The sequence below is a fragment of the Halobacillus karajensis genome, assembly GCF_900108515.1.
GTDB lineage: Bacteria > Bacillota > Bacilli > Bacillales > Halobacillaceae > Halobacillus > Halobacillus karajensis.
In genome coordinates this window covers 962992-976966 of the sequence record NZ_FNWW01000001.1, presented here as the reverse complement: position 1 = coordinate 976966, position 13975 = coordinate 962992, and the positions used below count along the sequence as shown (strand labels likewise).

Below are 13975 nucleotides of genomic sequence, written 5' to 3'. Positions count from 1 at the left end.
GGAGGATTGAAATATGCAGTGGGGACAAATTAAAACCTTGTTTATTATCAGCTTTTTGATCCTTGACCTTTTTCTGCTTTATCAGTTTTTGAACAAGCAGGGAGAAGATGAATTGGGACAAATCTCAACCGTTGCGGAGAGCATTGAAACAGAGTTGGAGGCCAATGATATTACAATTGCAGAGGGAGCTATTCCGAAAGATCTTCCGGAAGCCTCCCAGATTGAATCCAAAAGTTCACATGCTTTTCCTGAAGAAATTCTCGGTCAGGTGGAGGATATGGATGACAGTGATAAAAAGGTTGAGCTGCTGAATGATAATCAAGTGCTTAAAGTAACATTGGACGATCCTGTAGAGGTGACAGAAGAAACCTTACAGGATGTCGTCAATGAAATGGTTCCATTCTCCTCCAGATACTCTTATTGGGGCTGGAATGAAGAAGAAGGGGCAGCCCTCTTTTTCCAGGCGACGAACAATCAAACGATTTATTTCAATAATAACGGGTACTTACTTGTGAATATCGTCGATGGTAAGGTCACGGGGTATGTGGCTACATTACTTTCTTTTAAAGAAGGAGAATTTTCGGGGGGTGGCTCAAGTACGTCTGAAATTGAGATTGAGCCGCTTAGCGCCATCCGAATCCTTGTTGAAAATGGAGAAATACAGCCTGGGGATGAAATTACTTCCATGAGTATCGGTTACCATACAAGTTACAGCTTGGCATATGGAGAAGAAAACAGTCCTCATGTGTTTGCTTCTGCATGGAAGGTTACGGTGAATGGGGAAAGAAATCATTTTGTATACGCCATAGACGGCACCATCATCGATTATATAGATGAAGGGACATTTATTACGGATATCAAAAGTAAGTACAACCTATCAGAAGGTAGAGAAGTTCAATCAACAGCGAATGAGAGTAGAGAAACAAATTAGATGGAGTGTAAACGAATGAGCTTAAGATTTAGTGTTCTGGCTTCAGGCAGTACGGGGAACGCTTTCTACATTGAATCGGGAGATGAGAGAATTTTAGTGGATGCTGGTTTAAGTGGGAAAAGAATCGAAGGTCTTCTCGAGCAAGTGGATGTTGATCCACATTCATTGTCCCGGATTCTAGTGACCCATGAACATAGTGATCACATTAAAGGGCTGGGGATTATGGCCAGGCGCTATAACTTACCGATTTATGCGAACGAGAAGACTTGGAATGCGATGGAAAGCCAGCTTGGAAAGTTATCGATTGATCAAAAGTTTCATTTTTCCATGGAGGAAACGAAAACATTTGGTGGAGTGGATGTAGAATCGTTTGCGGTTTCGCATGACGCTGCAGATCCTATGTTCTATACGTTCCATCAAGATGGTAAAAAAGTGGCGCTCGTCACCGACCTTGGATATGTTTCGGAGCGAATCAAAAAAACGGTCGAAGACGCGGATGCTTATATCTTTGAATCTAACCATGATGTCAGTATGCTTAGGATGGGGAGATATCCCTGGAATGTAAAACGACGTATTTTAGGAGACTCCGGCCACGTATCCAATGAAGATTGTGCCCTGGCACTTACGGACATCCTTACAGATAAGACTCAACGAATATATCTGGCTCACTTGAGTTTAGATAATAACATGAAAGATCTTGCCCATATGTCTGTGAAAAATGTACTGGAAGAGCGTGGATTTGAGATTGGTACGCGCATTGAACTGCATGATACCGACCCTCAGGAGGCTACCCCTATCTTTGAGGTTTAAAACGATATAATTCGTAGAGAATAAGGGAACAATAGCTTAGAATAGGAATAGGAACGTAGAAAGGTAAGGTGAAAAGGCGTGGGTTATTATGATGATCATTCACCAACCCGTCAACATAAGCAGCAGCGGCGTCGATGGGTCATGCCGACGATCGTCGGCGGTGTGTTGGGAGCAGTCCTTGTTTTGCTGGCTTTACCAGCGTTGGTTCAAACAGAATTACTTCCATATGATATGACTATTCCGGAAGATGAAAGCGGCCTTGTCCAAGATGACCAAGGATTGACAGGGGATAAGACGAAGAAAGTGCAATTGGACGTGAATACTCAAATTACCGATGTCGTTGAAAAAGTTACCCCTTCTGTTGTAGGGGTCGTCAACCTTCAGACACGGCAGGATTTTTGGCAGCGGGAAGGGGATTCTTCTCAGCAAGCCGGTGTAGGATCAGGGGTCATTTACAAGAAAGAGGATGGAACGGCCTATGTTGTTACAAACAATCATGTAATTGAAGGGGCTAGTGAAATTGAGGTTGTTTTGGCAGATGAAACCCGGATTAAAGCCGAGTTGGTTGGCGGTGATTTATTTACAGACTTAGCTGTTTTGAAAATGCCTGCCGACGAAGTGGAGCACGTCGCTGAACTTGGAACTACTGAAAATTTGAAGGTAGGGGAACCGGCCATCGCAATTGGGAACCCTCTAGGGTTAAGCTTTGCAGGTTCGGTTACACAAGGGGTGATCAGTGGGAAAGAACGTGCTATCCCTCAGGATTTTAATGGAGATGGGTTAGATGACTGGCAGGCGGAAGTGATCCAGACGGATGCTGCCATTAATCCTGGTAATAGTGGAGGAGCACTAATCAACATTGAAGGACAATTGATCGGAATTAATTCAATGAAAATTGCCCAATCTTCTGTAGAAGGCATTGGTTTTGCTATACCAATCGATTCAGCAAAACCGATTATTAACGAGCTTGAAGAATTCGGACAGGTCAATCGCCCATATATTGGGGTGGAAGCATATGGTCTGAACGAAGTACCGACATCTGAATGGAGCAATACATTGAACCTTCCTGAAGAGGTAGAAGGCGGACTTTACATTCGCAGTCTTCGTCAAATGTCTCCGGCTGCCAAAGCAGGTCTCGAACCATTAGATGTTATTACAGCTCTTGATGGAGAACCAGTGCAGGACATTATTGACTTACGTAAATATCTATATAATGAGAAAGATCCAGGTGATGAGATGGAAGTGACCTATTATCGAGATGGGGAGAAGAACACAACCACCTTAACCTTGGGGTCACAAGAATAATCCACAAAAAAGAGTATCCAAAAAGGATACTCTTTTTATGTTACATTTTTCGATATTGTTCTACAAAAAAGCCTTCAATGTTATCCACAGGGTGTGAATAGTTATCTGGATAAGTGACATATATGGTAGCAGAAAATATGTTCGCCACCATATAGATTTTAAGTTTGTGTATATGTGGATAATTTCTGTGGAAAACCTGTTTATATTCAGGGGAGAGCTGTGAATATCAGAAAATTGACAAGGTTTGTGCATAAGTCTGTGGACAATTGTGGGTAACTATTATCGTTAGTCTCTATTTTCCACATGTGTAGAAATGTAAACAGGTCTTTTCCTTTTTATCTCTTATTTTTGCTCTGTTGGAGGAGAGAAAAAATTGTCTGATTGTAACGATATTCGAGAGTTGTTTCACATACTGTGTGTCCAATGGTTTGAGGTTAGTTTTAGGGAATCTGGACAAGAGCCAAGAGCGGGGCCACTCATAATCGAATGTTGATACTTGATATATTCAATAAACAAGGAGCACCAAAATCAAAGGCTGCAATCGAACAACCGATTATATTTTTTTACATTGTATCTATAATAAAAAAGGATGGATCTGGCTATGTATAAGGAATCTGGTGTTTCGCTGACTTCGGCTGTTGCCGATTCGAAGAAAATGAGGGAACCGATATAGAAGACCTTTATGTTACTATTACACATCAGGTCAGTAAACTCATCCAACTCTCTTTGGGTCTTTTCTCTTTTTTAAAGACATGTTTTTTCTTTTTATCTTCCCTTAAGTATACGCAGAGAGGTAACGGATATCCTTTCTGGGACATTTCCATTTATACATCAGTTTATGGTGGCCGGTGACCTTTCATAATATCTATCAATAACGCCGTATCCAAAAGAACATAAAAAAGAGATGACCTTCTAAAGGTCATCTCTTCATTACCGACTTCAATAAAGCTTATCTTGTTTCCAGGTCGACTTGATGATTTTTGTTAAAGCGAGAAGGGCGATCAAGTTGGGAAGAACCATCAGTGCGTTGAAGGTATCGGCCATTTCCCAGACGAAATCGACCTGTACAAGAGATCCTGCCACAATAAAGAGCAGGACCATTCCCCGGTAAAATGGAACCCCCTGTTGACCGAATAAGAATCTCACGTTCACTTCTCCGAAATAAGCCCAGCCGAGAATGGTTGTGAAAGCAAAGAATAATAGACAGATGGCGATGAAAGGAGTACCGAATTCTCCAAGACCTCGGGCGAACCCTTCCTGGGTGATCGCACTTCCTTTTAGGCCGGTCTGATGCGAATCTGTGATCAAAATGACCATGGCTGTTAGCGTACAAATAATGACGGTATCGATAAACACACCGACCATGGCGACAAGCCCTTGGTGGGAAGGTCGTTTAACATCAGCTACAGCGTGAGCATGAGGCGTTGATCCCATACCGGCTTCATTGGAAAATAAGCCGCGGGCAATTCCATAACGAATGGCTTCTTTGATCGTTGCACCGAGAACCCCACCGCCGGCTGCTTCCGGGCTTATGGCGGCCTTGACAATCAATTGGACCGTTGGCACCAATTGGTCCCAGTAGTTGACCATAATGGCGAGGCTTCCTATGATATAAAGCAGCGCCATAATGGGGACAACATTACCGGCAAACGTTGAAATTCGTTGGATGCCGCCAAAAAGGATGAGGCCGATAAAAAAGGCAATGGCAACCCCTAATCCAAAGTTCATACCGATGGAAGAAGAGCCGACCGTTTCATTCATTGCAGTTGTGATCGCATTCGACTGCACCATGTTACCGACAAAGCCGAGGGCAAGAATGATGGCAACCGCGAAGAAGCCGGCGAGCCACTTGCTTCCTAATCCATCACGAATGTAATAGGCAGGCCCCCCGTGAACTTGGTCTCCTTTTTTCACTTTATAGAGCTGAGCAAGCACGGCTTCAGCAAAGATGGTTGCCATGCCGAAGAAGGAACTGATCCACATCCAAAAAATGGCTCCGGGACCGCCGGCAGCAATAGCTGTGGCGACGCCAGCAAGGTTTCCTGTGCCGACTTGCGCGGATATGGAGGTGGCGAGCGCTTTGAAGGAATGAATCCCTTCTGTCTTTTCTTTCTTAAAGAGCGGGGCGAAGGTTTGTTTGAATCCTTGGCCGAGGTAACGAACCTGAACGAATCGAAGCTGGAAAGTGAGCCATACACCTGTTCCGAGAAGGAAGACAAGCATTACTGGCCCCCATAAAAAGCTATTAATTTCTATAAATACATTTGTTAGTTGTTCCAATGGTAAGATCCTTTCTTTCTTTAACATATGACCATAAAAAAGAGTATCTCATTTGCAAACGTTTTAAAGCAAGAAAGTTTACTATTTTTTCTTTAGGATTCAACAACGATTAGATCGTATTCGATAGTGGGTCAAACGCGTTTTTCGCATGTTGGTGTAAAATTAAAAGAAAAGAGGAGGCTGATCTATGATTGATTTACGAAGCGATACGGTGACGAAACCGACGGTGGTGATGCGGCAGGCTGCACTTGAGGCGGATGTCGGTGATGATGTGTATGAAGAAGATCCCACGGTGAAAAAGCTTGAAGAGAAGGCGGCGGAAATGCTTGGAAAGGAAGCGGGTTTATTCGTCACGAGTGGGACACAAGGGAACCAAGTTGCCATCTTGACCCACTGCAGACCAGGAGAGGAAGTGCTGCTTGAAGCCAATGCTCACCTATTTCTTTATGAAGGGGCATCGATGTCCGCTCTGGCAGGGGTGCAGCCAAGGACGATTCAGGGCAATCGCGGGGTGATGGATCCTGAAGATGTGAGGGCAGCCATTCGTCCGGACAACATTCATTTTCCTAAAACGAGCTTGATTTGTGTGGAAAACACCCACAATAAGGCAGGGGGAGTTGTGGTTCCGCTGAAAAATATGCAGGAAATTTATGAAGTGGCGCGTGAAGCTGGCATCCCTGTCCACTTGGATGGAGCGCGTTTATTTAACGCTTCTGCAGCTACAGGGATTTCACTAAAACGCTATGCCGATCAAACAGATACGGTTCAGGTCTGTTTGTCTAAAGGATTAGGAGCACCGGTCGGGTCTATCATTGCCGGTTCTTATCCCTTTATTCAAAAAGCGAGAAAATGGAGAAAGCGTTTGGGCGGTGGATTACGTCAAGTTGGGATGATTGCTGCACCTGCGTACATAGCCTTGACGGAAATGGTCGGCCGGCTAGAGGAAGATCACCGCCATGCCAAACAATTGGCAGCTGGCCTGCAACAGATAGAAGGATTACAGGTGGAAAGGCCGGAAACTAACATTGTGCTCGTGCATGTGGATGGTCTTGCTGAATCAGCAGAATCCTTTTTACAGCATTTAAAAGCGGATGGGATTCTTGGTGGTTCCTTCGGTCCTGCGACGGTTAGGTTCGTCACAAACTATGGTGTTCGTTCTGAGGAGATTGACGAGGTCATCGACAGAGTGGCTTCGCGCTATGCGTTTTAAAATATTAGCTGAAAAAAAGAGCTCCATGGCAGACCATGGGGCTCTTTTTTAGGCGAATTCTGGGAGGGGTTTTAGTTAGCGACTGCGCATGAGCGATGACAGGAAAGTTTCGTGGTTACACTCACTCCCAGTAAAGTGCTATTTACTTTATAAAACAAGGGTCAAAACATTGTTCAACATTAACAATTAGAGTTTACCTGTTTAGGATGGAAAATTCTGTCGTACCAGGTCATACAAAATATGGGAATTAAATACAGTGTAAAGGACTTGTGAATGTTGGATTAATTTTCCTTGTTGGCGCAGGAGTTTTGGGATTGGTGTGGAAGTGAGTTCGAAAGACTACATTTGTGTAAAGGGAGGACTTCATTTGAAGAAAATATTTGGGTTGGTCTTTGGTCTTATGGTTCTTTTATCTGGAAATGCTGTTCAGGCTGCAGGGACGATATCTGTGGGAGAGGCTTTAGGTACAGGGAACGGGACAGACGTAAAAGTAGAAGGATACATTGTTGGTGTGCCTGTCAATATTGATACAGTGGAACAAAGCGACTTTACAAGTAATTATGCTTTGGCCCTTGCCGATGATCAGAATGAGACCCAGATCGATGATATGATTTTTGTGAAATTGGACTCGGAGTATCGCGGTGAATTTGGATTGCAGAACAATCCGGAATTGATGGGAATGAAAGTATATGTGGATGGAACGAGGGATGACTATTTCAGTCATGAAGGAATTGAATATGTCACGTCTCTATCTGAAGCGTCCTCTGATGGGGAAGATGATTCCCCGCCATGCGAAAGTCATTATTATAAGGAAGCAGAGGGATTAACCGGAGATGCACTGAAACAGTCGCTGCATGAGATTATTGATGATCATACAGAGCTTTCTTATTCAAATGTATGGGAGGCATTGCGTCATACTGATCAAGATCCAAACAATCCTGAGAATGTTAAACTTCTTTATTCAGGAATGTCCTACAGTAAAGAGGACAATGGTGGAAATGTGGATGATTGGAACCGAGAGCATGTGTGGGCGAAGTCCCACGGAGATTTTGGGACTTCCATGGGGCCAGGAACAGATTTACATCATTTGCGGCCGACAGATGTTACGGTTAATTCCGCACGAAGTAATTTAGATTTCGATAATGGGGGATCGGCTTTTAATGAAGCGCCGGGGACATATTATGATGAGGATTCCTGGGAGCCGCGTGATGCTGTAAAAGGTGATGTAGCTCGTATGATCTTTTATATGGCTGTTCGCTATGAAGGCGATCAAGGAGAAATGGATTTAGAAGTTGCGGATGCTGTGGGAACGAGTGGCCCTTATATAGGCAAGTTGTCCGTTTTAAAGGATTGGCATGCGATGGACCCCGTAGATGAGAGGGAGCAATACAGGAATGATGTGATCTTTGAAGACTATCAGGGGAATCGAAACCCATTCATTGATCATCCAGAATACGTCGAGCTTATTTGGTAAACGGATATACGGACCTCAGAAACCGGGCCAGAGAGGGCCCGGTTTATTAATGAACACCGCCTATTACCAGAAAATGTAACACCAGGTCATCCAAATTATGGGTGACCTGGTGTTACATTTTTGGGAATCCATAAGGCAGGAGTTTGGTTTTGGGGCGTCGTATTCTATAGGATATACGTTTTTGGGGAGGGATGCGGGCATGACGAGAGATATACGGTTTAGGTCGGATGGGTTTCGGTTCAATTACCGTGCTGCTGGGATTATGATCGAGAACGGGCATGTTTTAATACATAAGCAAGTGGATGATACCTTCTGGGCTCTTCCCGGCGGGGGGATTGAGCTTGGCGAGGCTTCAGAAGAAGCGGTTGTTAGAGAAATGGCAGAGGAGCTTGGGTATGATGTAAAAGTGGAGCGAATGGTATGGACGGCGGAAAGTTTCTTCAAACACCGTGGCGAGGCGATGCATGAAGTGGCCTTCTACTATTTATTAAAGACAAGGGTAGCCTACTTCCAAGAAGGTCCTTTCTATGGTTTGGAGGGCGATAGGCTGATCTATCAGTGGATTCCTTTAGAAGGGATGGAAGATCTCGATGTACGACCGGTTTTTTTAATGAAGGCATTAAAGGATGTTCCACGTGAAACAACCCATCTTATTATGAAAGGGTAATCAGCATCCGATCACGGAGTTCTATGGTCTACAGATTGCTCGTACAATAGCACGAGTCCTATTTTTGGAGGTGGGGATGTGAAGAAAAAGTTCGTCACTTGGACGCTCGTCTTGTATGTAATTTATGGTCTTTTGCTAGGCCTATACTTTTTCCAGTGGTCGGATATCGGTGTTCCGCCAGCCTATGAGGGGACGGCGGCCGATCCTGCAACATTTATGACGGATAAGGAACTGGAGCTGACCCAGGAATACTCGAGGTATCAGAATTTCCTCTCCTTTCTAGGAGAACCGCTGGAATGGATCATCTATTTAGGTGTCATGATCTTTGGAGCCTCGGTTGTTTTCCGGAACTTTGGAGAACGGGTGTCGCGTTTCAGAATCATCCAAATTCCGCTGTTTGTTTTGCTGCTGCAGACGCTTACGACGATTCTATTGTTTCCAATCGATTATGCCAGTCGCTGGCTCTCAGTTGAATACGGCATCTCGAACCAGAATTTCTCAAGCTGGATGCGAGATGAACTGATCGGTTTCTGGATTGGCTATATCATCATGGCTTTACTGATTACGGTTCTTTACTTCCTTATGAAAAAATTCCAAAAGCGCTGGTGGCTGATCGCCTGGGTGCTGATGATTCCGTTTATGTTCTTTATGATGTATTTACAGCCGGTCGTCATTGATCCCTTGTATAATGATTTCAGCGAACTGCAGAATAAGCAGCTGGAGGAAAAAATACTTACCCTTGCTGAAGAAGCAGAAATCCCGGCAGAGCGGGTCTATGAAGTGAACATGTCTGAGAAAACGAACAGCATGAATGCCTATGTGAATGGAATTGGTTCCAATTTACGGATTGTACTGTGGGACACCACACTGAACAGACTTCAGGAAAACGAAGTATTGTTTATTATGGCTCACGAAATCGGGCATTACGTGATGAATCACTTGTATTGGAATTTAGCAGGAGCCATTATAGCTGCGTTTCTGGGGCTTTTCCTCACTTACCATTTGCTGCGCTATGCAACACGCCGATGGGGGGAGCGATTAGGATTTACTAAAGTATCGGAGATTACAAGTCTACCGATGTTCTTCTTCATTTTGACATTGCTTTCTTTCTTATCAAGCCCCGTGGAGCTTGCTGTTTCCAGGAATGCGGAGAAAGAGGCTGATGAGTATGCGATTGAAATGACCCAAGATCCGAAAGCAGCGATAGGTTCGTTTCAGGAGCTGACGGTGAACGGATTAAGTGATGTCCATCCGCCTGCCCTCGTGAAATACTTACGCTATGGGCATCCAACTATGATGGAACGTATCCATATGCTAGAAAGCTACCAGGATATTAACGTGAAAGAAGAATAGGTTAAACCATTATTTACCACACCAGGTCATCCAGAATTTGGATGACCTGGTGTGGTATTTTTTGGTTCCACTCTCTCACCTAGTATGTGGGGGTGGGTTCTGATAGACTTTGAGTAACGGGTATTGTAAACGTTACCATATTAATAGGAAGAGATTGGAGTGTTGTTTCAGATGCTTTCCATACTAGAGGATTATCGCTATGATGTGTTGGAAACATTGTTCGGAAATGTGGAGCACTGTATCGTTGTCGTCGATCGCAGCGGTTGCGTATCTTATATGAATGATAGTTACTGCCGGTTTCTCGATGTCCAAAAAAGCACGATCACTGGACAGCATGTGACCGAGATAATTGAGAACACCCGCATGCACATTGTCGTGGAAACCGGTGAAGAGGAAATGGCAGACCTTCAAAAAATCCGTGGTGATTATATGATCGCTCACCGTATACCATTGTGGGAGAATGGAGAAATTATCGGCGCCCTCGGTATGGTGCTGTTTCGTGACACTGACGAGTGGAAAATTATGAACACTCATATTAAGGATCTGCTGCTCGAGCTGGAAACGTACCGCAATCAGATGCAGCAACAAAATGGAGCCAAGTACTCCTTGCATGACATCATCACAAGCTCCCCTGAAGTCCTTCAATTGAAAGAAAAAATTCGCAAAACCGCCCATAGTGATGTATCTGTCCTATTACGCGGGGAAAGCGGTACGGGAAAAGAGCTGTTCGCTCACAGTATTCATCATTTGAGTGAACGGAGCACGAAGCCGTTTGTGAAAGTGAACTGTGCCGCCATACCTGAACATTTGATCGAAGCGGAATTGTTCGGTTATCAGGAAGGGGCATTCACTGGGGCGAAAAAAGGTGGCAAACCCGGGAAGTTCCAACTCGCCCATGGGGGACCTTGTTTCTCGATGAAATCGGAGATATGCCGCTACATGCACAGGTAAAAATCTTGCGCGCTCTTCAAGAAGGGGAAGTCGAAGCGGTCGGTGCTGTCCAACCGCAGGAAGTGGACGTGCGGATCATCGCAGCGACTAATCAATCCCTTGAGACAATGATAAAGGAACAGCGATTTCGTGAAGACCTTTTTTACCGAATTAATGTGGTCCAAATGGATATTCCGCCACTAAGAGCCAGACGAGGCGATATTAAAGTTTTATCGAAATACCTTTTACAAAAAGTGTGTGATCGTACAGGAAAACGGGTTCAGGATTTCTCGCCAGCCGTGCAAGACTTCTTCTCCCAGTACCACTGGCCGGGTAATGTACGCGAGCTTGAAAACGTCATCGAATCTGCCGTTCATATGACAGATCGAAAAGTGATTGGTTATGAAGACCTTCCGCCTCACCTTCAATCCCCAAGCCATCCAGTAAGAGACGGGCAATCCCTGAAAATGGTGGTTGAACAAGCGGAAAAACAGGCGATCCAGCTCGCTCTGGAAGAATCCAGTGGGGATAAAAGTATAGCTGCCCAACGGCTTTGTATTGGTAAATCGAGCCTTTATGAGAAAGTGAAAAAATATAATCTTTAACCATTCCAGATTTTAAGAAACCATTCCGGAATTCTGGAATGGTATTTTTATGTGTCCATGTAAAGGTTTTTGAATATAAATAAAAATCCGTTCCAAAATTCTGAAAAAACACCTTCAACAATCATTCATGATCCTTGATCTCACTTTAATTAAAAGTTGGCATGAAACTTGCATGTATAAAGGTGAAGGGAGTGTGAGGACTCATGAAACAAATTTATTCATCATTTCATGAAGCCGTGAAAGATATAAAGGATCATTCAACGATTATGGTAGGAGGCTTTGGGCTTGTGGGAATCCCGGAAAACTTGATTCTCGCGTTGGTCGAATCCAATGTGAAGCATTTAACAGTCATCTCGAATAATTGTGGGGTCGACGACTGGGGGCTCGGCCTGCTATTGAAAAATAAGCAGATTGACAAAATGATTGGATCCTATGTAGGGGAAAACAAAGAATTCGAACGGCAGGTGCTGGCAGGAGAACTCGAGGTTGAACTGACACCGCAAGGGACGCTTGCAGAAAGAATCCGCGCCGGAGGTGCTGGGATTCCTGCATTCTATACACCAGCTGGGGTCGGGACACCGATCGCCGAAGGAAAAGAAGTACGCAGCTTCGAAGGAAAAGAATACCTTTTACAAACAGGATTAACGGCAGATATCAGTCTTATCCGCGCTTACAAAGGCGACCGTCATGGGAACCTCATCTACAATAAAACCGCCCGTAACTTCAATCCGATGATGGCGGCAGCTGGAGCATTGACGATAGCTGAGGTAGAAGAACTTGTAGAACCGGGGGAACTGGAGGCGGATGCAATCCATACACCGGGGATTTACGTGCAAGGATTGATTGAAGGTCAGCAGGAGAAGCGAATCGAACGCTATACAGTCAGAACACACGCATAAATAGGAGGTAGATGAATAATGGCAGTACAAATGGACAAAGCGGCAATCCGTGAAATGATTGCCAAACGTGCAGCGCAGGAAATTGAAAGCGGTTACTATGTCAACCTCGGTATCGGGATGCCGACAATGGTCGCGAACTACATCCAGCCGGAAAAAGAAGTCGTGCTTCAATCGGAAAACGGCCTTTTAGGGATCGGACGCTCTCCTTATGAAAATGAAGTCGATGCGGACTTAATTAACGCAGGAAAAGAGACGGTAACGGCATCTGTCGGGGCGGCTTATTGTGACAGTGCTGAATCTTTCGCAATGATTCGTGGCGAACACCTCGACCTTGCGATTTTAGGCGGTATGGAAGTCGCGGAGAGCGGTGACCTCGCCAACTGGATGATCCCTGGAAAGATGATAAAAGGCATGGGCGGGGCCATGGACATCGTTCATGGTTCGAAAAAAGTGGTTATCATTATGGATCACGTCAATAAGCATGGTGATCCGAAGATTTTGAAACAGTGCAAACTGCCTCTGACAGGAGAAGGGGTTGTTGACCGAATCATCACAGACCGGGCCGTCATGGATGTAACAAACGAAGGGCTGAAACTTGTGGAAATCGCCGAGGGGTGGACTGTTGAGGAAATCAAAGCATCGACAGAAGCAGAGCTAATTGTCAGTGAAGAACTTTTACACATGCCAGCAAGCAAATAAAAGGGGTGAAAAACGAATGGTAGAAAATAAAGTCGTTTTTATTACAGGAGCAGCCAGTGGTATCGGCTATGAAATCGGGACCGAATTTGCCCGCCGAGGAGCAAAGGTTGCTCTAAGTGATATAAATGAAGAAAAAGTAAACCACGCGGCCGACCAATTGGAGGAGGAAGGTCTTGATGTCATCGGACTCGCCTGTGACGTGACAAAAGAAGACCAAATCCAAAGCGCGATTGATGAAACAGTGGAAATATACGGGCGGCTGGATGTACTCGTCAATAATGCTGGCTTACAGCATGTTGCAGCGATTGAAGATTTCCCGACAGAGAAATTCGAACTGATCACGAAGATCATGCTAGTCGCCCCGTTCATGGCCACAAAGCATGTGTTCCCGATTATGAAAAAACAAGGCTTCGGTCGCATTATTAACATGGCCTCGATTAATGGACTGATCGGTTTCGCCGGAAAATCGGCCTACAACAGTGCTAAACACGGGGTGATCGGCCTCACGAAGGTAACCGCACTGGAAGGTGCCGAAGACGGCATCACCGTGAATGCGATCTGCCCGGGCTATGTTGATACTCCGCTCGTTCGTAACCAGCTCGAAGACCTCGCAGAAAATCGTGGCGTTTCATTGGAAAAAGTACTCGAAGAAGTGATCTATCCCCTTGTCCCGCAAAAGCGTCTTCTGTCTGTCCAGGAAATTGCGGACTATACCTTGTTCCTGGCAAGCAATCAGGCGAAGGGAGTCACAGGACAAGCGGTGGTCATTGATGGTGGTTACACGACTCAATAAAAAGGAAGGGAGTTTTCTC

Annotated in this window: 11 protein-coding genes and 1 pseudogene; 11 read left to right on the top strand and 1 reads right to left on the bottom strand. The window is 44.9% G+C overall.

Features of this window, described 5'->3' with window-relative positions; all coding sequences use genetic code 11:
- Positions 1-13 precede the first annotated feature (13 nt).
- The 3 genes from BLW54_RS04515 to BLW54_RS04505 all read left to right on the top strand — a co-directional run bounded on the left by BLW54_RS04515 (position 14) and on the right by BLW54_RS04505 (position 3046).
- Positions 14-931, top strand: a complete 918-nt coding sequence (locus BLW54_RS04515) for a two-component system regulatory protein YycI (protein WP_074733335.1) — start codon at positions 14-16, stop codon at positions 929-931.
- A gap of 15 nt (positions 932-946) precedes the next feature.
- A complete protein-coding gene (locus BLW54_RS04510; protein ID WP_074733334.1) occupies positions 947-1741 on the top strand; it encodes an MBL fold metallo-hydrolase in 795 nt (264 codons plus the stop codon).
- A gap of 78 nt (positions 1742-1819) precedes the next feature.
- Positions 1820-3046, top strand: a complete 1227-nt coding sequence (locus BLW54_RS04505; RefSeq protein ID WP_035507270.1) for a S1C family serine protease — start codon at positions 1820-1822, stop codon at positions 3044-3046.
- Between the two features lie 939 nt (positions 3047-3985).
- Here the strand turns inward: BLW54_RS04505 and BLW54_RS04500 are convergent.
- On the bottom strand, positions 3986-5326 hold the full coding sequence (locus BLW54_RS04500; RefSeq protein ID WP_083391481.1) for an alanine/glycine:cation symporter family protein: 1341 nt from the start codon (positions 5324-5326) through the stop codon (positions 3986-3988).
- Positions 5327-5513: 187 nt separating this feature from the next.
- Between BLW54_RS04500 and ltaE the strand changes: the two genes are divergently transcribed.
- The 8 genes and pseudogenes from ltaE to BLW54_RS04460 all read left to right on the top strand — a co-directional run bounded on the left by ltaE (position 5514) and on the right by BLW54_RS04460 (position 13956).
- A complete protein-coding gene (ltaE, locus tag BLW54_RS04495) occupies positions 5514-6536 on the top strand; it encodes a low-specificity L-threonine aldolase (RefSeq protein WP_074733332.1) in 1023 nt (340 codons plus the stop codon).
- A gap of 400 nt (positions 6537-6936) precedes the next feature.
- Entirely contained in the window at positions 6937-8010 is a 1074-nt protein-coding gene (locus BLW54_RS04490) for an endonuclease (protein WP_074733398.1), read from the top strand.
- 199 nt (positions 8011-8209) lie between these two features.
- On the top strand, positions 8210-8677 hold the full coding sequence (locus tag BLW54_RS04485; protein ID WP_074733331.1) for an NUDIX hydrolase: 468 nt from the start codon (positions 8210-8212) through the stop codon (positions 8675-8677).
- Between the two features lie 78 nt (positions 8678-8755).
- Positions 8756-10030 (top strand): M48 family metallopeptidase, encoded by a 1275-nt coding sequence (locus tag BLW54_RS04480; RefSeq protein ID WP_035507266.1) that lies wholly within the window; start codon positions 8756-8758, stop codon positions 10028-10030.
- Positions 10031-10201: 171 nt separating this feature from the next.
- Positions 10202-11565 (top strand): annotated as a pseudogene (locus BLW54_RS04475) (sigma-54 interaction domain-containing protein).
- Between the two features lie 203 nt (positions 11566-11768).
- Positions 11769-12464: a CoA transferase subunit A gene (locus BLW54_RS04470; protein ID WP_035507264.1), complete on the top strand. Its 696-nt coding sequence runs from the start codon at positions 11769-11771 to the stop codon at positions 12462-12464.
- Between the two features lie 18 nt (positions 12465-12482).
- Entirely contained in the window at positions 12483-13163 is a 681-nt protein-coding gene (locus BLW54_RS04465) for a 3-oxoacid CoA-transferase subunit B (protein WP_035507262.1), read from the top strand.
- Between the two features lie 16 nt (positions 13164-13179).
- On the top strand, positions 13180-13956 hold the full coding sequence (locus BLW54_RS04460; protein ID WP_074733330.1) for a 3-hydroxybutyrate dehydrogenase: 777 nt from the start codon (positions 13180-13182) through the stop codon (positions 13954-13956).
- The last annotated feature ends 19 nt before the right edge of the window (positions 13957-13975 follow it).